At 42.9% G+C, this 21439-nt stretch carries 22 protein-coding genes and 2 pseudogenes; 14 read left to right on the top strand and 10 right to left on the bottom strand.

Features of this window, described 5'->3' with window-relative positions; all coding sequences use genetic code 11:
* Positions 1-169 precede the first annotated feature (169 nt).
* The 4 genes from F6K63_RS10915 to F6K63_RS10900 all read left to right on the top strand — a co-directional run bounded on the left by F6K63_RS10915 (position 170) and on the right by F6K63_RS10900 (position 3678).
* Positions 170-373 carry a DUF751 family protein gene (locus tag F6K63_RS10915; RefSeq protein ID WP_008179935.1) on the top strand — a complete coding sequence of 68 codons (204 nt, stop codon included), beginning with the start codon at positions 170-172 and terminating at the stop codon, positions 371-373.
* An 85-nt stretch (positions 374-458) separates the two neighbouring features.
* A complete protein-coding gene (gene rbfA / locus F6K63_RS10910) occupies positions 459-857 on the top strand; it encodes a 30S ribosome-binding factor RbfA (RefSeq protein ID WP_008179934.1) in 399 nt (132 codons plus the stop codon).
* On the top strand, positions 854-2614 hold the full coding sequence (locus F6K63_RS10905; RefSeq protein ID WP_008179932.1) for a glycoside hydrolase family 3 N-terminal domain-containing protein: 1761 nt from the start codon (positions 854-856) through the stop codon (positions 2612-2614). Before rbfA ends, F6K63_RS10905 begins: the two co-directional genes overlap by 4 nt.
* Before the next feature lie 821 nt (positions 2615-3435).
* Positions 3436-3678, top strand: coding sequence for a DUF4327 family protein (locus F6K63_RS10900; RefSeq protein ID WP_008179930.1), 243 nt, complete (start codon positions 3436-3438; stop codon positions 3676-3678).
* 386 nt (positions 3679-4064) lie between these two features.
* Here F6K63_RS10900 and F6K63_RS10895 read toward each other — a convergent pair whose 3' ends face one another.
* The 5 genes and pseudogenes from F6K63_RS10895 to F6K63_RS10875 all read right to left on the bottom strand — a co-directional run.
* On the bottom strand, positions 4065-4457 hold the full coding sequence (locus tag F6K63_RS10895; protein ID WP_008179929.1) for a hypothetical protein: 393 nt from the start codon (positions 4455-4457) through the stop codon (positions 4065-4067).
* A gap of 13 nt (positions 4458-4470) precedes the next feature.
* On the bottom strand, positions 4471-4641 hold the full coding sequence (locus F6K63_RS10890) for a hypothetical protein (protein WP_154659683.1): 171 nt from the start codon (positions 4639-4641) through the stop codon (positions 4471-4473).
* Between the two features lie 34 nt (positions 4642-4675).
* Positions 4676-5023, bottom strand: a complete 348-nt coding sequence (locus F6K63_RS10885; RefSeq protein WP_008179925.1) for a hypothetical protein — start codon at positions 5021-5023, stop codon at positions 4676-4678.
* Between the two features lie 205 nt (positions 5024-5228).
* Positions 5229-5810 carry a protoporphyrinogen oxidase HemJ gene (gene hemJ, locus F6K63_RS10880; RefSeq protein ID WP_008179923.1) on the bottom strand — a complete coding sequence of 194 codons (582 nt, stop codon included), beginning with the start codon at positions 5808-5810 and terminating at the stop codon, positions 5229-5231.
* A gap of 482 nt (positions 5811-6292) precedes the next feature.
* Positions 6293-6443: pseudogene (locus F6K63_RS10875) on the bottom strand (transposase); the annotation flags it as partial.
* Between the two features lie 321 nt (positions 6444-6764).
* On the opposite strand from F6K63_RS10875, the gene F6K63_RS10870 reads away from it, so the two are divergent.
* From F6K63_RS10870 to F6K63_RS10830, 8 genes and pseudogenes are all read left to right on the top strand, one after another.
* Positions 6765-8153 (top strand): RNA-guided endonuclease InsQ/TnpB family protein, encoded by a 1389-nt coding sequence (locus tag F6K63_RS10870; RefSeq protein ID WP_287312079.1) that lies wholly within the window; start codon positions 6765-6767, stop codon positions 8151-8153.
* A 203-nt stretch (positions 8154-8356) separates the two neighbouring features.
* On the top strand, positions 8357-8752 hold the full coding sequence (locus F6K63_RS10865) for a PilZ domain-containing protein (protein WP_287312077.1): 396 nt from the start codon (positions 8357-8359) through the stop codon (positions 8750-8752).
* Between the two features lie 149 nt (positions 8753-8901).
* Positions 8902-9048 (top strand): hypothetical protein, encoded by a 147-nt coding sequence (locus tag F6K63_RS10860; RefSeq protein WP_154659682.1) that lies wholly within the window; start codon positions 8902-8904, stop codon positions 9046-9048.
* A 766-nt stretch (positions 9049-9814) separates the two neighbouring features.
* Positions 9815-10027, top strand: coding sequence for a HetP family heterocyst commitment protein (locus tag F6K63_RS10855; RefSeq protein WP_008179910.1), 213 nt, complete (start codon positions 9815-9817; stop codon positions 10025-10027).
* 653 nt (positions 10028-10680) lie between these two features.
* Positions 10681-11673: pseudogene (locus F6K63_RS10845) on the top strand (RNA-guided endonuclease InsQ/TnpB family protein); the annotation flags it as partial.
* A gap of 239 nt (positions 11674-11912) precedes the next feature.
* Entirely contained in the window at positions 11913-12233 is a 321-nt protein-coding gene (locus F6K63_RS10840; RefSeq protein ID WP_008188289.1) for an NfeD family protein, read from the top strand.
* Positions 12234-12489: 256 nt separating this feature from the next.
* Complete coding sequence (locus F6K63_RS10835; RefSeq protein ID WP_287312075.1) at positions 12490-12669, top strand: hypothetical protein; 180 nt, start codon at positions 12490-12492, stop codon at positions 12667-12669.
* 79 nt (positions 12670-12748) lie between these two features.
* A complete protein-coding gene (locus F6K63_RS10830) occupies positions 12749-13180 on the top strand; it encodes a helix-turn-helix domain-containing protein (RefSeq protein ID WP_008188291.1) in 432 nt (143 codons plus the stop codon).
* 229 nt (positions 13181-13409) lie between these two features.
* Here F6K63_RS10830 and F6K63_RS10825 read toward each other — a convergent pair whose 3' ends face one another.
* A complete protein-coding gene (locus F6K63_RS10825) occupies positions 13410-14585 on the bottom strand; it encodes a pyridoxal phosphate-dependent aminotransferase (RefSeq protein ID WP_287255692.1) in 1176 nt (391 codons plus the stop codon).
* 631 nt (positions 14586-15216) lie between these two features.
* Between F6K63_RS10825 and F6K63_RS10820 the strand changes: the two genes are divergently transcribed.
* On the top strand, positions 15217-15627 hold the full coding sequence (locus tag F6K63_RS10820) for a J domain-containing protein (RefSeq protein ID WP_008188298.1): 411 nt from the start codon (positions 15217-15219) through the stop codon (positions 15625-15627).
* A 37-nt stretch (positions 15628-15664) separates the two neighbouring features.
* On the opposite strand, the gene F6K63_RS10815 is transcribed toward F6K63_RS10820, so the two are convergent.
* From F6K63_RS10815 to F6K63_RS10805, 3 genes are all read right to left on the bottom strand, one after another.
* Entirely contained in the window at positions 15665-15973 is a 309-nt protein-coding gene (locus tag F6K63_RS10815; RefSeq protein WP_287265132.1) for a P-II family nitrogen regulator, read from the bottom strand.
* A gap of 166 nt (positions 15974-16139) precedes the next feature.
* Complete coding sequence (locus tag F6K63_RS10810; RefSeq protein ID WP_287265133.1) at positions 16140-16436, bottom strand: acylphosphatase; 297 nt, start codon at positions 16434-16436, stop codon at positions 16140-16142.
* 161 nt (positions 16437-16597) lie between these two features.
* Positions 16598-17947 (bottom strand): histidine phosphatase family protein, encoded by a 1350-nt coding sequence (locus tag F6K63_RS10805; protein ID WP_071106332.1) that lies wholly within the window; start codon positions 17945-17947, stop codon positions 16598-16600.
* Positions 17948-18177: 230 nt separating this feature from the next.
* On the opposite strand from F6K63_RS10805, the gene F6K63_RS10800 reads away from it, so the two are divergent.
* The gene (locus tag F6K63_RS10800; RefSeq protein WP_071106331.1) at positions 18178-19788 is read left to right on the top strand and encodes a CPBP family intramembrane glutamic endopeptidase; all 1611 of its coding nucleotides are present in this window, start codon (positions 18178-18180) and stop codon (positions 19786-19788) included.
* A gap of 253 nt (positions 19789-20041) precedes the next feature.
* Here F6K63_RS10800 and tftA read toward each other — a convergent pair whose 3' ends face one another.
* A complete protein-coding gene (tftA, locus tag F6K63_RS10795) occupies positions 20042-21355 on the bottom strand; it encodes a hormogonium tapered terminus morphoprotein TftA (protein ID WP_287312072.1) in 1314 nt (437 codons plus the stop codon).
* Between the last annotated feature and the right edge of the window lie 84 nt (positions 21356-21439).

Below are 21439 nucleotides of genomic sequence, written 5' to 3'. Positions count from 1 at the left end.
GCGCTTTAACTACACGGGGTCGGATGAGTAAAACGAACAGGGATTTTCAACCAGCGATACCAGCACCCCCCAGCTTGTTTACTACCTCCTGTTGATGAGTCATGATAGCTAAGGGTTGATAGCTGAATGCTTACGTATTAAAAATGGCACGATAATAGTTTATAGGATAATGGAAGACTTTTTTAAAAATGTATCTCGTTACCCACGCTATCTAATCAGTATTACTCTAGGGATATTCTATTCCCTGTTTTTGCTGGTAAAACCACTACTGAACCGCCCCCTAACTGCGATCGCATTAATTGGCATAGCCGTGGGAGTTTCTCTATTCTTGGTTTTCACCCTACGTGGCATGCTCGGCTTCAGTCCGGTTTAGATTAGGTTTAGACTAGGTTTAGACTAGGTTTAGACTAGGTGCGCGCAGCTTTCGATGATGCCCATACTTTAACAAAGGGAACGTCATGACTACAAATCGCCGTGTTTTTCGGGTTTCCTCCCTAATTCAGCAGGAGGTTAGTCAAATGTTGCTTAACGATATCAAAGATGACCGGGTCGGTAGTGGGATGGTTAGCATTACCAACGTTGATGTCTCTGGCGACTTGCAGCACGCTAAGATCTATGTCAGCATCTATGGCACTGATGAGGCAAGATCTAAAACAATGGCTGGATTAAAATCAGCTACAGGTTATGTCCGCCGAGAACTAGGTCGGCGGATTCGCCTGCGCCGCACACCAGAGGTGATGTTTATTGAAGACCGTGGTCTCGAAGGAGGCGATCAGATGCTGAACTTACTGAATCAGCTTTCTCAAGAACGCCAGAGCAAGCAACTCGAAGACGATATTTCTGGAGCACAAGCTTGAATTCTCTCCCAAAGTCACTGCCTGATCTAAATAACCTTTCCCTAGCAGAACAGGTGGCGCAAATGGTAGTGGTTCGAGCATCCGGCTACCTATTTGATCACCAAATTCAGTATCCGATTTGGGAACCCCCAGCCCAGCAATTGCAGCGTTGGTTGCAAGAGTTGGGTATTGGGGGTGTTATTTTACTAGGCGGGAGTGCTGTGGAACTCGCCCTTAGGTCGAAACAACTCCAAGAGTGGGCAAAAATTCCCTTACTGATCGCTGCTGATATTGAAGAAGGTGTGGGTCAAAGGTTTGCCGGTGCCACCTGGTTTCCCCCACCGATGGCACTGGGAGCCATTGCCCAAAACGATCCTGAGCCAGCTTTGCAGTATGTCCGTACTATGGGAGAAATCACCGCTACTGAAGCGTTGGCCATTGGGATTAACTGGATCCTGGCACCAGTTGTTGATGTCAACAACAATTCCCAAAATCCTGTTATCAATGTCCGGTCGTTTGGTGATAACCCTCAAATCGTTAGCCAATTGGCTTCTGCTTTTATCGAAGGAACCCGACCCTATCCAGTCTTAACCACTGCCAAGCATTTTCCCGGTCATGGCGATACCGCGACAGATTCCCATCTGGATTTACCAATCTTGCCCCACTCACCACCGCGACTAGCTACGGTTGAATTGCCTCCCTTTACCAATGCGATCGCTGCTGGGGTAGATGCCATCATGACCGCTCACCTCCTAATTACAGCTTGGGATGACCAACACCCCGCCACCCTCTCTGAGCGAATTTTGACTCAACTGTTGCGCACAGACTTGGGATTTGAAGGACTGATTGTGACTGATGCTCTAGTGATGGGGGCAATTGCTAATCGCTATGGTGCCGATGAAGCCACAGTCATGGCTGTAGAAGCCGGTGCTGATATTCTCTTGATGCCCGTTAATCCCGAAACAGCAATTGAGGCAGTCTGTCAAGCAGTCGAACAAGGACGGATCTCACGGCAGCGGATTCAGGCATCAGTAGAGCGCATAAGTCGTGCAAAACGTAAAGTGGGCTATCACTCTCAAAGAGAGGGTTTAGACGAACACTCCACTGCACAACAAATAGCATCTCTACAAAACCCCCTCTCACAACCTGTCCTGGAGTCGGGCTTAGACGATGATCCAGCTCAACAACCGATAACATTTCAACCCAACCCCAATTGGCTCTCGCAACTAGCTCAACCAACCACAATCACGACTGTAGCCGATATTCTCCAGGCTTCCCAGATAACTAGAGGTTTTCTAGCTTTATCATCAATACCCAGCAGCAGTAATCAACCGTTACGTAATCTAATTTTGGTCGATGATCTCTTAGCTTGTGACTTTTTGGGACAGCATACACCAGCAGTCGCTTTACCAAGAAGGCTGGGTTACAAACTCCAACTGGTTGATAGTCACACGACCCTACCTTCGGAAGTAGTCGATAATCCTGTTGGTGCTAAAACTACTCTGCTACAGCTATTTATCCGAGGTAACCCGTTTCGGGGTAGTGCTGGATTGACAGCAGTAGCTAGGGCATGGCTTAAGATGTTGTTGAAAACTGGGGATTTACAAGCTCTCGTGATTTACGGTAGTCCTTATGTGTTAGAGCAGTTCCTGCCAGAGTTGCCACCGGAAACACCATATGTATTTTCTTACGGGCAGATGCCAGCAGCTCAAGCGATCGCTCTTAAAGCATTGTTACCCGAAAGCTCAACAATAGATACTTTTGTGAGATTTATTTAATTTTTAGGGAGTTTTAAGATAATTTTTGCCAATTTGCCCCTCTACAGCTTGAGCAGAGGACAAGATGAAGATGAACTACTCCAAAACCTATAGTAATTAGACATTTTAAAATAACCACTAGTATAACAGAAGCATATAGCCCTGGTCAAGTAATAGGAGTTGACAAAATCACCAATCCAATATAGAAAACCACCGATAATTCCAGCTGTACTCCTATCCCCCATCCCCGGATTATTAAGAGACTATTTATAAAGTAAATCTTAAGACAGCTAGAGTAATGAATATGGGTGGGTTAAGGCGGACAGCTCTGTTAAAGCGATGCAGCGAGGTAGCGCGGTCAAAGGAGGCCACCCCATGAGCGACTACCGGTGCGCTCATGGGGGTTTCCCCCACTCGCGCTTTGCATAAAGAGAGACTTGATCAGCTTTCACAGTACTCGCCCCCTATCCCACCCTAAGCAAGGATTTAAGCTTTATTTAACAAACAGCCAATAAAATATATCCCATATTCTGATTACTTAACCAATGGTATCTGGGGGTGGTCAGACGGGTTTGGCAGCCAGGTAGTCCTTAGAGAGACAGGGGGTTTGAGAGAAAGGTAGCTCCTACAGCCAATGACCAATGGCTCAGTCATAACCCAGTAGGCATTTTAGCTGTCCATGGGTTAGACTTTGACAACTTGCCCAAAGTATTGGAAGATCCTTATCAACAAATCTTGGTCAATGGTAACTTCTTATACTGAAATAATTTTATTTCACAGTAAGTAAATTTGGATTAATATAATCGTATCCCCGTTTTTTAGATCAAGCTGATAAGATATCCATGAGTGTTAACACAGTGCCATCTACCCCTTCTATCCGTTATTCAATCGATGTGATCCAAGACGAAGCACGTCGCTTAGTGGATAAAGGATTTGTCAGTCGTCAACAGCCCATTTACGTTCTTTGCCAATATATTCCAGCTCGAGAATGGCTGTGTGTGGAGTGTGAGCTAGAGCAGTGCGAATTCCTGCTAAGAGACCGTATTGCTGACCTGATCGGTTCTCAAAAATGGGAAAATGACTAAGCGACCTCAGTCAAACGGCATAGAAGCTGATCCTAAGACAAAAAAGTGCGATCGAGTAGGTAACTAACAAAACCCCATCAATGCCACCGATAAAGGCTATAGTGACTTACTAGATGGGTTGGGCAACCGTCAGCGGTTGAGTATATATCAGCAAACTTCAGGGAATAGTGTTGGGGAGTAACAAAGCTGCCATTTGTAATCAAAAGCCTTGAGTTGATGGTATCTCAGCCCTGAGTGGGTAAATCCATTAGATGGGAACAGAAATGTCAGAGATTGAGCGGAGTTTCTGTTTCCCGTGGTTGATTTCTAGGCTATTAGTCTCCCACTTTAGTCTCCCACTCAGACCTGAGTTTTTTCACGCTCCGTGTCAATCTAACTATTTCAATCTAACTATTACTGTCTGATTTACGCAATTCCTCTAACTCCTTACGAAGATCAGCAAGTTGTGTTGTCAGTTCCTCAATATCATCCTGTGCATTGGACTGAACAGGATTGCTAGATGATGCTGCAGCAGGATCACTGGAGGTACCAGTTGTCGGTGTACCCACGGGATTACCTGGTTGATTCCACATCTGCTCAATAAAACGTCGGGCTTCAAGTTCAGTAGTCTCTCCTTTTTCCGCCCACTCAGTCACCTGTTGATTGAAATCTGACTGAAACTGAGCCAGACTTTCTTCACGCTTTTGAGGGTCTTGCAGGGTTTCAACGAAAGAGGCTGTTGCCCCCAAGGAGGCGCGAAACCCAGTTTGCAGTAATTCCAGGAGATTGTTGGAGTTCATTTATACTAACGATTTACCATAAATTTTTTCTTAAGGACGTCCCACGGACGTGCAGTGCATCTGCTATGGAAGAGCCGAAACGGTTAACAAATTCTTCCCCATCTTCACCATCTCCGTCTGTTGCCCCTATCCCACCTGTTGCCTCTGACCTTAGTTTCTTGAGAGACATTAGGCAGGATGTCACGGGACAACAATTGCTGGAAATGACACCCCAGCCTTCAGCTGACTTGTTCCAAATACAGGTTAACATCTTCTACTACACGAGTCAGTTCAGCTTCCGTACTCAAGCGGATGCGATCATCTCTGAGGGTAATTAAGACTTTAGCAGCAAACGGAGAAGGATAGATATTGGGATTGCAGAAAATCTCAAGAAAGACATCCCCAGTAAATTGGTACTCCATCGGTTGTTGAGGCTTGGGTCTACCACCACTAGATACCTGAGCAGCAGCTTTCAGACTCTGCATCAGTTGGTAAAGCTGACGTTGCAATTTTTTGGCAGCATCGGCGGTGAATGGAAAAGACACCGAACCATCATTAAGATTTAATTTAAGTGGTATAGCGGACATAAGGCAACTTTAAGATGTTATGGATTGTTTGTTAATGGTGGTTGATAAGTTAAGTCGGTAAAAATAAACAAAACATGTGACCCAGCCGATGCAGTTCACGTCAACGGTTAACGGTAAACTTCCAGGGCAAAAACATTAAGCCCTTATTATACTTTCCTGTGGGGACTAACATCGGTCCCCAATGACTATTAATCAAAGCTGATAATCAAAGCTGAGGCTCTGCTTGGGACGTGGTAGCCAAGCTTTTCTCTTTGTCCCGCTTCCGCTTTTTGGCATACAACTGAATTGAGGCAGCCATTGCTATAATCATCGCAAGAATTAACCAAGACGTAATATCTGTAGGCAAACTGTTCTTAAACACTGCCAGTAAAACAATTACCATCAGTAAGACAGTAGGTGCCTCATTGAGAGCACGGAACTGCTGACCAGTCCAACTGCATTGATTGGCAGCCAGCTGTCCCATAATCCTACCGCAATAGAAATGATAGACCAGTAAAAGGGCTACAAAAGCCAGCTTGATATGTAACCAACCTTGCTTGAGCACTTCTGGTTCTGTGACCAGTAAACCAATTGCCATCGCTACCGTTACCACCATACCTGGGGTAGTAATTATGTGATAGAGACGTTTTTCCATAATCTCATACTGATTTTTGAGAATGGTTTGGGCAGGTTCCGGCTCCTGTGAAGCCTCTGCATGATAGACAAACAGACGCACTAGATAAAACAGACCGGCAAACCAAACCACTACACCAATGAAGTGAAACGCCTTGAACCAGAAATAAGCCATAGATTGTGTCCTCCATTATTACAACAGCGTCATGCAGCTCAGCAGTGTCTACCCTCATGACTTCAGCTATAGCGCGTGTCGCGTATCAGCTATCAGCTTCTTGAGGGAAGTCCCAGGAATAATCATGTACTCACTGTCCTCAGCCAAATGCCTAAGTTTTCCTGGCTTCAAAAGCTTAGTAGACCAGAGCTGATCGCTAAATGCTTACGATTATCTCATAAAGATCTAGGTAGCAGGAAACCCCGTGTCTCATGACCGGGGAGGAATGCCACCTAGTGGCTAAAGCCACCAGGGTAAGCGCAAGAAAAAATGGCTCATCATGTGCATTGGTCGGATATCGGTTGCTCGTGGCTCGAAACCCCTATAATCTCGTAGAACTTTACTCGCAATAGAGTTAATTTGTTGAGAATGATCCCGTTTTTTTATCAATAAGCCACAGCTTATTGATTCTTGCGCTTACCCTGCTAAAGCCACCTAGTAAGCTAACCGTGATGAGGATCGTTAATGTACCTTTGAATGGTTTCAGTACTTACTTTCCCCGCTGCCCTTAAAAAAATAACTGTTTGTCCAGAAAGATGGAAGTTTATTAAGATCGGTAAACTCTTTTATTAAGTAGTTAGCACTTCTCCCTTTCAAATCTACCTTTCAAAGCTATGACTACCTGGTGAATCGCATTTTTATGATATATTTATACAGATAAATTTTTAATATTTTTCTACTTACAATTACCATATATTTCTGTAAATAATTTTGAAAAAATGTGGCTAAATTATCTTTATTTTTGCAGATAAATACTTTATCCAAAAGTTTTATTTTCTAGGACAAATGGACTATATAAGTAAATTTTAAGTTTAATTTTTATAGCTTTTTTAAAAAAAAACAAGTTTATCGGAATTTAATGTCGCTACCAGTGTAGATTCTAATCGATATAACGAGAATAATTAACGATATATAATGGCTCAAGCTAATAAGAGCATAGGAGTACAGCAAATAATGCTGTACCCGGATAAAGAAACAAAGGCAATCTTGGAATATTTATGTGAACAGTCAGGAAAGCTTTATAATATGGGGGTGTATTTTGCTCGTAAAACATTTTTCAAGACAGGTTTAATATTGACTGGAAAATTTGACTTAATCTATGAACCAAGTGTAGGAAAAACAAAGATATCTAAGTCACTTCCTTCGACTCCAGCCCAACAAACACTATTAAGTGTCACGGAAGCATTTAAGTCTTACAAAAAACTAAGAGACCTATGGTTCAAGGGAAAGTTGCAACATAGACCAAAACCTCCCAGCTACTTAAAAGGCTCAAAGATGTTCAAGGTTACTTATCCAAATTCAGGTGGTCAAAAGCCAAAACTAGTTAATGGACAGGTTAAATTTTATCTTGGTTTGACTGTTAGGCGCTGGTTTGGGATTAAGAATTTTACCTTGCCTTTTCCAAGTAATTTAAAAGGAAGAAAAATAAAGGAATGGACTATACTCCCCAAAAATGGCGTCTTCTATCTAGAAGTGTCTTATGAAATCCCAGTTCAGAACAACCAGAGAAATTTAGCCAGCAATGAAGCATTAGGTATAGATGTTGGAACCGCTGATAATTTAGCAGCGTGTGTTGACACCCTAGGCAATTCGTTTTTGATTGATGCCCGTGCAATGAAGGCTTTTAACCAATACTGGAACAAGCAGGTGTCAACCAGAAAAGAGGGTAAACCACAAGGCTATTGGGATAGTTGGCTTGATCGAGTAACTCGGAAGCGTAACCACCGCATTAAGGACGGCATCAATAAAGCAGCTAAGCTAATTATCAATCACTGTTTAAAATACGGTATAAAGACGATTGTCTTGGGATGGAACGAAGGTTTAAAAAGTAATGCTAATATGGGGCGATTGAATAACCAAAATTTTGTTCAAATACCTCTTGGCAAACTCAAAGACAGATTAAGACAATTGTGTGAAATCCATGGGATTCGATTAGAAGTAACTGAAGAAGCTTACACAAGTAAAGCTAGTTACCTTGATGGAGACTCCCTGCCTAAATTTGGCGAAAAACCAAATGGGTGGAAAGCATCAGGAAAGCGTATTAAGCGTGGTCTTTACCGTAGTGGCGATAATTCAGTTGTAAATGCGGATCTAAATGGTAGTGCAAATATTTTAAGAAAAGTAGCCAGTAAGCTAGGTATAGACTTAAGCCGACTGGGTAGACGGTCTTTGACAACCGTAGCGAGAATTAGGTTGTGGGCGCTACCACAGTCTAATCTGTCAGCAGAATCCCCGCGTCTAATGATCGGGGAGTGTCAAGTCTTCTTAAACTCATACAAAAACCATACAGAGTCAAACAGATAGATGAACCATAGCATAAACCTGGGGTTGAGACAATGGACAAATAAAGACAAATAAAAGCGATGCAGAGGTGCGACCCATGGCGAATTTAATTACGGGTCAAGCGCACCTAAGCGGTCTTGGGGTAAACCCCCACTCGCGCTTTGCATCAAGACAGGCAAACGTTTTACTTAATCAATGTCAAGGGTATGATTAATGCCAGCAGCATGCAAGAAAAAAGAAGATCACCTCGCCAACAGACTTCCATTTCTTATCGATTGGCTGGTCTCTTCTCAGCTCGTCAGCCAGTCGTTAATATTAGTCGAGGAGGTTGCACCATTTACAGTGAAAAAGCTATCCCAGTCGGTCAAGTTATAAAAATACAATTTTTTTGGCCACAAAATTACACAGTGAATGCTACAGTTAAAGTCATGTGGTGCCAAGAATCTAGAGGAAATTCCCTAGCAAACTATAGAGCTGGTTTACAGTTTACAACAGTCTCACCAGAAAGTATAGATTGTCTTTTGGGTCTGCCAGCAACACCTATTTCAACGCCTCAACTTCAGCTGAATAAGTTACTAAAAAATTATCCGGCTAAGACTTCTAACACCTGCTCTACCTAATCCTCATACTAAATTGCGCTTCCAGAAAAGATATTACCATTTGAACAGATGACGGGTGATGGGGTTAATGATTAATAGGGTAAGCAGTTACTACTGATTAATTTTAAGTATTAATTTTAAGTATTAATTTTAATTCAACTTGGTATAAGTTGCAATCAAAGATAGTTGATGTCTTGATGCAGTGGCTGATGGAAGTCCCCCCCCATGAGCCACTGCATCGCTTTGTCAAGTTGCTGATCAGGAGTGAACATCAAGAACAGTCAACCTTCAACTATTATACCATTTTCAGTGATTGAGGCTAAAGATGATTTACTGGTAATTGGGAAGAAGGAAATTGGGAATTGACCAAGGAATTACCGATTAGCTATTACCACGAAACAGTATGTATAGCAATTATCATAGCTATGAGGTACACAATTTAGGTATTTTAGGTAATAGGTAATAGGTAATAGGTAATAGGTAATAGGTAATAGGTAATAGGTAATAGGTAATAGGTAATAGGTAATAGGTAATAGGTAATAGGGATGCGCTGCATCTTCAGGTGCGACCCGTGGCGAATTTAATTCGCCAAGGTCAAGCGCACCTAACAGGGAATCAGCTTCAAAGAATACTGTACCTCATAACTGTGATAAACGCTATATTTATAACAAGCCTACACAGAAATTGGAATTATCTGATTAGTTATTTATACTTATTAACCTAGAGGGGCGCTTGTCGCCCCTCTAGTATCCAATAAGTTAACTGCCATGGACTTTGTCAAGGTTCATGGCAGTTTTAATGGACTTTAAATTTTGTTTTTAATGAGTAATTATAACATTTTTTGGATGCTCATATACCAAAAAAAAAAAGTATACATAAACATACATAAATCCTACTAAATCAAACCTGAACGCAAACCTAAACGCAAACCTATGCTCGAAAGAATAGATTTATACACAGCAGGATCGGTAATCTTACCATCTGCTATCATTTCAGCACTTCACCTAGCACAACTTCCTTAGGAGTTGCTAAAGTGAAGTAAACCCTTTGCTTAGCTGCATCTACCTTTATATAGATAGATTTATGAGTACTGAACAATTAAATCAAGTTATAGAAGCAATTATTTCTGGCAAGTATTCCTGGGCTTGTGTATTGATATTACGGTTTTCTGGCTACAATCCTTTGCAATATATGCCCTATCGAACTTACAATCGGTTAATCAAACAAAACTATAACTTAGGCAACCGGAATAAAACTGCATCCTCTCAACCATCAAAAATTCTCAAAAGGTGTTAATCATCAAGACAACCAAAATAAAAAATTACTAAAAAATCCTAGATCCTAGGCTCTAGACTCTAGGTATTAGGTATTAACCATCAGGCATTAAGTACTAAAACCATTACTCATTAACCATTAACCATTAACCAAACACCAAACACCGGGTGCATCTCAATGCATGCAAAAACACTCAGGACAATAGAAGACTAATATCATGTTATGACAATTACCCTTAATAAAAATCCCCCTATCTCCCCCTCTCCCCACCCTCCCCACACTTCCCGCGCCTGGGTCCCACACTTCCTTTAGTTATAGATTTACAAGTAACAGATGCACCCCAAACACCAAACCCCTAACCCCTAACTCCTAACTCCTAACACCTATCTTTCAGGAGATTAATTTGACTAACACTCATTTACCTGGGGGGGCGACATGAGAGCTAAAAAGTAGACTGTATAAGCTTCATAGCTCTCATACCTCGTAAATAATTATCGAGCTTATGACGACTTAAACGCATCAAAGCATAAACTAATTCCCAACATTTATACAATCCTTTCTAATGTGGAGGTACCAATGAAAGTGTGTTCCTATCATGAGGAGCCGTATGACGGGAAACTGTCACGTACGGTTTTGGAGACGAGTCGCAGAGGTAACTCTGCGGCTTAGTTTAATATTCCCAAGTACTTCAGGATGCTGTCAAAAGGGTTAAGTTAGCTTTTGATCGATTCATCAAGGGAGACAAAAACGGAAATAAAAGCGGCAGACCCAGATTCAAAAAGAGACACCGTTATCGCACCTTTACTTATCCCCAAATGAAAGAGGGGTGCTTGCAAGGTGAATTGATTGATTTGCCTAAAATAGGAAAAGTCAAAATTGTCTTACACCGCACCATTCCTGATGGGTTCAAAATAAAAACAGCCTCAGTCACTAAAAAGTGTGATGGCTACTATTTGGTTTTGTCCCTAGAAGACAAAACAATTCCTGAAACCAAGGCTGACCTTAATCCTAGCTCAATCATCGGTATTGACGTTGGACTTAAAGAATTTTTAACTACTTCCGAAGGGGAAACCATTAAGACTCCTCAATATTACCGAAAAGCGCAAAAACGCTTAAAAGTAATACAAAAACGAGTATCTCGAAGGAAGAAGGGAGGAAAAAATCGGCTCAAGGCTATTAAGCAACTTGGAATACAACACAAAAAAGTTGCTGACAAGCGGAAAGACTTCCATTTTAAAACCGCCAAATATTTGTTGTCAAAATATGATGTAATTGCTCACGAAAAATTAAACGTCAAGGGACTAAATAAAACCCGATTGGCTAAGTCTGTGTTAGACGCCGGGTGGTCAAGCTTTCTGACAATCCTATCAAGCAAAGCCTTAAATGCTGGCTTGTTAACGATCCCAGTAAGTGCCCGAAATACTTCGCAGAATTGTTCCAGTTGCGGCAAAAAAGTACCTAAAAAGCTGCATATCCGTTGGCATGATTGTCCCCATTGTGGATGCAGTCTTGATTCGCCGAAGGCGACGCTACGCGAACGTGATCACAATGCGGCAATAAACATAAAAAATAGAGCGGAAGGGCAGTCCGTTCTTAAAGCCCAGCGCCTCCTAAGGGATACCCGGATTGGCTGGGAAGCCTACACTGACCTTACAGGTTCACTGTAGGAGCTGTCACGTGGAGAAGTTGCCAGTTAAGCAACTGTCTATCGAAAGAACGACCTATCACCTTAGGCATAGCAGGCTCCAATAATAGACAGAGCTAGGATTAGAGCCAAATATTGCCAAGACCCTAACTACCACGGGATTGTGTACAGGTTTAAATAGTGGCATGGGATACCTCACCAGGCTTTAGATAACGAAAGTAGAGTTTAAAGGTAAGGTAAAGCTCAGGGAGCAGGCAGCAAATGGAATCAACTAAAAACCCCACCATGGAAGAGATGAACCTATTCTCAGAGCCTGGCACTGGCAAGGTAGAAAAGACAATTACTCCTCATAAGCCAGGACGAGTCAAGTATAAAGCAACTTACTGGCCAGCAGAAGTATGCTCCGATTTTCAAGTCACCCTTGAACCTGAAGACCCAGTTACAGTTGTTGGTCGGCGGGGCATTACCCTGATTGTGGTACCAGTGGGTTATATTTTTCCCGACGATTCCCAAGAGTCGAGCCAAAACCTAGCCACAGGGATTGTCTCACGCTTGTTGAGTTGGACTCAACGATTAGCTTGAGTGTTTACAGTATTTTCACATTAAACCAAACTAATTAACTTCAGAAGCCCAATACTGTCCACGGGTCAGTATTGGGCTTCTGGGTTTACTTGAACTTTGGCACTAATAGCAAAGGGAATAGGGAACAGCGGATCTCGGAGTAGAAAACAAAAATTATCACAATTCCTACACTGATCCCTAAAGATCACTTTTTGACGGACTTAGAAAATAAGGCGTTGCTTAATTTTTAATAGTTTTGTGGAATGGGCATGTTTGCGTGGAACTGGCATCTTGTGTAGAACTGGCATCTTGTGTAGAACTGGCATCTTGCCAGTTTCATGCTTATTGTCGGGCGGGCAGGATGCCCACTCTACTCCTATTCAGCGCGAAGACTGACGCAACGCCAAAAATAACTCTACCGCTAAAGTTAGTTATTAATAATCATCCTACTTTATAAGTGAGTTTACTAGAACTTTGACAATAAGGTAACTTTTTAAGTTATAATAGTTTTATCGGTATAGTTTTTGGAGACAACTATGAATAAGTGCGTTTGTACTACTGAAGCCGCATCTCTTTTAGGTATTTCTCCTCGGCGATTGCGCCAACTCCTTGAAAAGGGTCGCGTCCGGGGTGCCTATAAAAGTGGGAAATTCTGGATTATTCCCCTGTTCAACAATCTGCCCCAAATCATTAAAGGTACTAGAGGACCAAAAGGAAAATGGCGTACCAGTCGTACTCCAGGTCTAGCCAAGATTAATGTCAACCGCAATCACATTGGCTCCAATATCCACAAAAGTCCGGAAGAGCGCAAGCCAGTGATTTCAGTAAAACGAAGTGGCAACAATTTATACGGCAACCAAGTAGAAATCCTTGGTCCTTGCCGGATTACGTATCAGCCGGATAACCCACTGCCTTGTGGCGCTCGTCTGTGGATCGAAACCTTCAGTGATGTTCACTTTATTTCTTGATGCAGTCGCTCATGGGGGAAACCCCCAAGACCGCTTAGGTGCGCTTTCCGTTGGCGAATTAAATTCGCCACGGGTCGCACCTCTGCATCGCTGGTGGTAGTTTTTCTGCTCGTGGTTGAAGCAAAAGTTGCTAGTTATCGACAGCAGAACAGAGGTATCAACGTTTGTCGAGAATGGCAACAACTGATCACAAAATTGTGATCACAAAGCTATGGAAAGCCCCCGAATTTTATCCGTGGCCATTGACTTGATGCAAAAACTTTTCCAAGCGATCCATCCCCTTCTCAATGGAAGCCATATCCGTAGCATAGGAAAGACGGATACAATCATCAGCACCAAAGGCAATACCAGGAATTGCAGCAACTTGCTCGGAACTGAGTAAGCGATCGCAAAATTCCAAAGAGCTTAAACCCGTTTGACTAATGTTAGGGAATAAGTAGAAAGCAGCGTCTGGCTTCAGACAAGTCAGTCCAGCCATGGCCGTGAGCCGCTCTAACATCACCTGTCGCCGTTGGGCAAAGGCTTGGCGCATCTGTTCTACACAGTCAAGGGAACCTTCCAAAGCTGCGATCGCACCATACTGAGCAAAGGTACAAACATTGGAGGTGCTATGACTTTGAATCGTGGTCATTGCTTTAATTAGCTCTACTGGACCTGCTATATAACCGATACGCCAGCCAGTCATAGCAAAAGCTTTAGCAAACCCATTACTAATGATAGTGCGCTTGAATATTTCTGAGCTTACTTCCCCAATACTAAGGTGTTGAGCCCCATCGTACCGAATTTTCTCGTAAATTTCGTCAGAAACCACCAGAATATCTTGCTCTACCACTACTTCCGCCAAGGCTTTTAGTTCTGCGGGAGTATAAACCATACCGGTGGGATTAGACGGAGAGTTGAGAATAAATAATTTAGTTTGGGGTGTAATGGATGAACGGAGCTGAGCCGGTGTAATTTTGTACCCTTGAGTGGCATCTGTAGGAACAATCACAGGTTTACCACCAGCCAGCTTCACCATTTCTGGATAGGAAAGCCAGTAGGGAGCAGGAATAATCACCTCATCTCCCACTTCAATCAGAGCCAGCATCAAGTTGAATAGGGATTGCTTACCGCCATTGGTGACAATAACGTTCTGTGTATCGTAATTGAGGTTATTCTGATGGCGCAGTTTATTTGCGATCGCAGCTCTTAGCTTCGGTTCCCCAGCGGCTGGACCATACTTAGTCTTTCCTTCATCCAGGGCTTGCTTACTGGCTGCTTTAATATGAGCGGGAGTGTCAAAATCCGGTTCTCCAGCGCTAAAACTACAAACATCAATCCCATCTGCCTTCATGGCTTTGGCTTTAGCAGCAATGGCTAAAGTTAAGGAAGGGGTAACTTGACCAACTCTTGATGCCAGCTTCATTCTCACAAATAATAACTGAGGAATTGTTAATGCGATTGCCTTGACAATCTTATAATTATCCCATAATGCATAGCCATTTTGGACTAATTTTAGATTTATTTTAGATTTATTTTAATATTTATTTTATTTTTCAGCCTTGTCCCTTTGTTACCTAATCAGGGCTAATCAGGGCTAATCAAGGCTGTAGAGGTTTGCTGTCAAACCATGAACTTACGTTAACTAAAGACTAGAAACTATATATTTCTTAAATTGATGTGTTTTTTTGCTGCAATTGACTGGCAATTAATTCAGACTTAAATTTATTGTTTACTTGACTAACTAGCAGGGCAAACGCATCTAAATTCTAGAAGCCTTACTCAGAAAAGATTGTCAAATTAATAAGCAAAATTACTTATCAAATCACTCTTATATCGAGTAAGCATTTCAAAACAAGATGTGTTTACCCTGCACTAAGTAGGTAGCTATAAAAGAAAAAGTTTGTTAGTTCTAAGTGTCAAAGTCCTGAGTTTTTTAGTTAGGAACTGACTCAAGGGTTTTGATCACAGCGTGAAATTTGCCCCGACAAGTTTGTTTGGGCTTCTTTGTGTCTACTAATTGATTTTCCTGTCACTGTCGGAAGAGGATATTGTAAATGTTAGAGGTAGAGAAATACTACAGAATCCTGGAGCTGGAGCCTGGAGCTTCACAGGAGGAGATTCACCAGGGCTACCTCGATTTGACCTGGGTATGGCATCCTGACCGTTTTTCTGGTAATCCCCGGCTACAACAGAAAGCTCACTGCAAGCTGCAACAAATCAATGAAGCTCATGCCCAATTGCGGTCTTTACAAAGAACTCTCGGTTGGAAAAATAGACACCCCAAGCCTAAACCCCAGAAGCAATCACCATTAAAGAACCAATATCGTAAGTCAGACTTATATAAACGGGAAGTTAATCCTGTAACCACCGAAGCTAGTGAAAGTAAAACTGGGAGTCAGAATCAGGGAAGTCCAAAGTCTAGGCGTGTCTATCGCAGCCAGAAAATCGATGATTGGTTAGATTAACTAACTGGTGATTACTTGTGATCACTTGATCGCTGCTTTAATTGCTTAACGTTTCTATATCCTGTCGGTAGGCAATTAAAGCGTGACGCTTCCGGTATTCGGCTATAGCACGCAGAATTGCATCAGACACTTCCCGGGATACGATCGTCTTAATTTCAACATTGGTGTTGTAGCCCGGAATATCTCCTAGGCGTTTGCCGTGACCCCCCTCTCCCCGTACATCACTAACAGTATAACCAGTAGCCCCGTGGCTTTTGATGAGCTTCACAAGGCTTTCTCGAATTACTGATTCACCAATGATGGTGACTAAGACAGCACTATTGATGGGAGCATCTTCTGTAGACATAGGAAATTCCTTAATTCCTGATATCTATTAGTCTATAAGCATCTAGTATAGACTTTTATAGTTGTCAATGGTTAGTTGTCAACGGGGTTGCCGGTAGATCAGGCTACGAGATTAACCTATGGTCACGCTAAGCGAACCCATTGACAACTAAGCTCAACTATACCGATTAGTGGGTAATTTCAAATCCCTGCAAACCTTCCGGTGTCTCATTCTTAACCACCACATTGTCAACCACAGCATTTAACGGTCCGGTATGACACCAACGCACCATAGCTTCTACTGCTGCGGTATTCCCTTCAAACACCGCTTCCACACGCTTATCAAGAAGATTTCTCACCCAGCCATTCACCCCTAGATGCTTAGCTTGAAGCATTGTGGAGTAACGATAACCAACTCCTTGAACTCTTCCGGAAATGAAAACATGGGTGCGGATTTGCTTGTGTGGTGTTGATGAGTTTTGCATTTAGCAGTTTGCTGTTGACTACATCAAGTTAATGTTGAAGGTTGTTCGCCTTAAGCATCCTTTGTCGGCGAGGTTGACTGTAACACTTTGGCTTAGGGTCAACCTTCAACCAACCTTCAACATACTTACCCCAAAGCATGGAAATTGATCGTATTGTTTAGCTACAGCGCACCAGCGGCTGTTTTATCCAATACACCTCCAGATAGGTGTGTGGTGATATTCATCGCTTGCAATACTGGGGCTTTGTCTAAGCCTTGGGGATAATCAATTACGCTGACAGCCCCATTTCCCTGCTTGATATTCCAAATTAATGCTGGACTCAAGCCAAGAATGTCACAAAGTACTACTTTATTGATAGCATCATGAGCCACCACTAAGCCAGTCTGAAATCCTGAACCAGATGCCGTAGCCGATTGAACCATCCCATTCCAGGATGGCACTGCTCTTTCCAAAACATCCTGTAGGTTCTCTCCTTCTGGCATTTGTACCGTTTCTGGGGCAACTTTCCACTGATTGAGCAATTCACCATACTCTTGGGAAATCTCTGATTCTAATTTGCCCTCCCATAAGCCATGACTGATTTCCCGGAGTCCATCATCAAGTTGCAAATTGACATTGGGGTGAGACTGAAGAATGATTTCAGCAGTTTCCTTAGGACGCAGCATGGGGCTACTCACTGCAAAATCAATGGGGATATCTTTTAGAAACTCACCCGCCTGCTGTCCTTGTTTACGACCATTGTCATTTAAAGGAACATCAATCTGTCCCTGAAAGCGAGACTCACGATTCCAATCGGTTTCACCGTGGCGCACCAACAACAGACGCAACCCTTGGTCAATATCTCCCCTTCTTGGCAGTGTTTCCCCCAAGTGGGAGGTTTGATTGAGGGATTCCAATTGTACGGTTTCTCCCCAACCACCAGTGAAATTTAGCACATTGATGCCACAATTGGATTGCCTGATACTATGGTAACGAGCAGGAGTTACCGCAATGGCACTGCTAATTAAGCAGCGATTGATACCATTATGGGCTACGATTAAAATCGTACCTCCTTGATAGAGGGGGATAACCTCTTGCCAAAACTGCTCTGCTTGTTTGTATAGTTCAAGCACAGGAAAATGTTCTTTTGACCCGACCGCTGTGGGAATCACCATGGAAAATTCATGGGGGCGTTCTTTCCAGCGCTGGTAGTCTTCTGGGAATTTTTCCTTAACTTCGTTCTTTTGCAGATTTTGCCAAAGGGGTAAATCGATTTCCATCAGCTGATCTGATAGCTGTAACCGGGGAGCGTTTGGCAAATAGGATAGGATAGTCTCTGCAGTTTGCTTTGCCCGTTGTAAAGGGGAGCAGTAGATGGCATCAAAGCTGAGGCTACTCAGGGCAGTACCAACCTTTTGGGCATCAGCACGACCAATGTCTGTCAAGACTGACTGATCACTGCGTCCTTGAATGATCTGCTGAGTGTTGTAAGTACTTTGACCGTGACGGACAATAACGACGCGGGTAGCCAATCTCTTATTCCTCCATGAGCAGGTATGTGGTTCAGCCGGGTCAGCTAGGGTGACAAATGTATACTGGGTATACTCAGATGATTCCGAATCATCAAGGTCATTGTAACCTAGCTAGATCATCCCTAAACTGGCAGTGTAAAGTTGGTGACTAGTTATTGGTTAGTAGTCCATTGAGCAGCAACAAATAACTAGTAACTAATGAGCAAAATGCTTGTGTGTTGGGGGGTTCGATGACTATAAAACGGTTGGTTTTAATTGTACTGACGATTTTTGCGATCGCTAGAATTGGCCTTTCTCTGGTAGAAAGCTGGGGTCAGCCCCAGATTCAAACTAATCTGGAACTTCGCCAAACCAATCTAGTACTTCATGGCTGGGAGTGGCAGAACACAAACCCTGATTCTGCTACATCTGAGCAGTCGAATCAGGAGTCTAAGGTAGATTGGACTGCGGCTCGTAATGCTTTGATTGGTGCTGAGCCGTTTCAATCTGCTCAAAAACAGTATGAAACAGCCCGTCAATTGGCTCAGACCAATCAGTCAAAGGTCCTGACCAAGCTCCAAAAATTTTCCATAGGGAAGGTAACCACACCGAACGATAGGGCGCAATCACAATCACCAGTCAGTCCCCTGACCCAAAACTCCTATCCCTCCGAGCAACAGCAATTGCAACAGTCATTGTCTGACATCGAACAGCTTATTGCTAAGCTGGATTTGCGTATTGGAATTCTCCAAGCTCAACAAGGAAAAACCGATGCTGCTATTCAAACCTGGGATGCACAGACATACCCTAATGGCTTATTGGAAACTGCTGGGGTATTAATGGGTCTATGGAGTGACCCACCTCTGGTAATACCAGATGCTGAGCAAACAATTGAACAAAACTTAGATAATTGGTTCCGCTATCGCGCGTTGAGTCAGCTGTATCAAGTGCAGCAGCGCCAAAGTGACCTATTGTCACTCCAAACCCAAGAACAAGAAACGGCGGAACAAGCAATTGTCAAATTATTCGTTATTGCTGTCATCCCAGGATTTAATACCCTATTGGGTTTAGTAATCTTAGTGTGCTTGGTTGGTCAGTTGTTGTTTCAAGGTCAGCAATCCCTTCTAGCAACCAATCATAATCTCCCATGGAAAACAGCTTGGGATGGGGAAATTATTTGGCAAGTGCTGATTTTTGGTTTTTTCGCCATCGGTCAACTCCTGTTACCGCTTTTAATTGGGCTCTCACTGGGGATTGTTGGGATTAACCCAGCCAATTTTACGGTACAGATGAGTGCTTTCTATGTGTTGCTAACTTACCTAATCATGGCATTTGGGGGCTTGTTAGTGATGTACCTTTCCATTAAGCCCTTTTTGCCCCTGCCACAGGATTGGTTTCGTTTCAAGTGGCGCAGCAACTGGATTGTATGGGGAGTCGGTGGCTATTTGATAGCACTCCCCTTGGTGATTGTGGTATCTCTGATTAACCAACAGTTATGGCAAGGAAATGGCGGTAGTAACCCACTGTTGCCCCTAGCTTTGGAGGGACAGGACAGCATAGCTTTGACGATATTTTTTCTGACAGCAGCTGTGGCAGCACCAGTGTTTGAGGAGATAATCTTTCGAGGGTTCTTGTTACCCTCTTTGACTCGTTATCTACCAGTTTGGGGAGCGATCGCATTAAGTAGTCTGATTTTTGCGATCGCTCATTTGAGTCTCTCAGAAGTCCTACCCCTAGCCACATTGGGAATTGTCTTGGGATTCGTTTACACGCGATCGCGTAATCTCCTAGCTCCCATGCTGCTCCATAGTCTCTGGAATAGTGGTACGCTTCTGAGTTTGTTTGTGTTAGGGAGTAGTTAACAATTATAGCAATTCTACTACTTGTGAGGTACACAATTTCTAGATTTTAGGGAACAGGGAAGAGATAAGAGGGAACAGGGACCCACCCCTAACCCCTCCCAGGAGGGGAAGAGATAAGAGGGAATAGCGATGCGCTGCATTAAAACAGGGAATCAACGTCAAAGAAGACTGTACCTCATGAGTCCTAGAAACGCTATAAGTTAAACGTGTGAAGTATTAATGGTGAAGTATGACGTATTACATCCTTCACCCTTCAAAAAACACCATAAAGCTGTTTAATAAGTACCATAATCTGATTACCGTACTCCAAATCTGGATTCCAACGTCTGCCTAAGTCATAAACTGAAGGAGCAACACCCCTGGGCACATACTCAAAACGAGGGTCTACTATCGGGAGCTGGTTAATCATATCAGTACTGGCATATGCCTTTAGGTGCTCAATGTGAGCTTTAACTCCTGTTTTCGGGTCAGGAAATGTAGCACCAGCAGCACTAGCCTCAACAGTACCCAATCCACAGAAGTTATTCTGCTCAGGTTTGACCTTCCCTCCAAAGCGTAAATAATCGGTTTCCAGACACATTTGACAGAAGGCAACATCGTGGTTAACTAACTCATTTTCCGCTTCTTCTATGTAAAGTCTGGGTAAGTCAGGAAATTGTTTTAAACCGTCTTCATTGTTTTTCTCAAGAAAGCTTTTCAATTGGCTTTCCGTGGCATTTCCCATCCCCATAATTTGGTCACCATCTTCCAGTAAGGTGCGGGGAAGTGAATTTAAAATTACAGTTTTTGTCTGATTTTCCCAGGATGCAGCTATATTAAACTCTTGTAAGTCTACCGCTTTGACATATACCACATTTCCGTAACTGATTTGCCGAATATCTTCCCGATCAGTTAGGCTAATCCCGAGCATTTCCACTAAATCAACGGGAATAAAGGCATTGCTATTAATTAAAATACCTTTTTCGTCATACTTCTGTTGTTTAATAAAGATATTGATAGTAGGAAATTCAGGAGTTTTTGGAGTCTGACCGCTCCATTGAATTAACCCTTGAGCAATCCCTTTGGCAAATTTTTCCCGCTGATTTTGCAGTAACTCTAGGTCTTGAGGATTGTCGATAAAACACAACTGCATGAGTACCGAAGAGACTGCTACCTGACGACAAAAGGATAAGCCACGCCGATTTGGAGAGTGGATATCGGGTTGAACGCCACGACTGGGAAGTTCAGGAATTTCTTGGAGTAAGGCATTCAGTAAGAGCTGAGCATCCAGCTGCCTTTCATCGTTACCATAGATGTAAAAAGCTTGAGCCCCTCGCAGGGAACCGTTAAAGGCATTACCATGGATTTCCAAGGCTACGTCACCAGGCACAGCATTGGTATTGATCCATCGAATCGTGTCTCGACGACTGAGAGAGTCAGGAACAACAATACAATCTACTCCCCGTAATTCAAGCTCTTTAACAATTTCATTACGGGTAAGTATCATTTCCCGAGATTCTGTTGTGCCTAAAGCCACTACTCCCGGGTCTTTGAGGTCATGACCAGCGGAAATTAGAATACGTGCCATGGGTTGGTCTCTTCTCCTTAGTTTACCGTTTTTTGGTCGGAAAATAATTCGGTAGATAGCTTTAAAAAGTCGTGCTAATAGCTT

This window comes from Moorena sp. SIO1G6 (assembly GCF_010672795.1).
GTDB lineage: Bacteria > Cyanobacteriota > Cyanobacteriia > Cyanobacteriales > Coleofasciculaceae > Moorena > Moorena producens.
The sequence above is the reverse complement of the archived record's forward strand: the minus strand, read 5'-3'. Positions and strand labels throughout refer to the sequence as shown.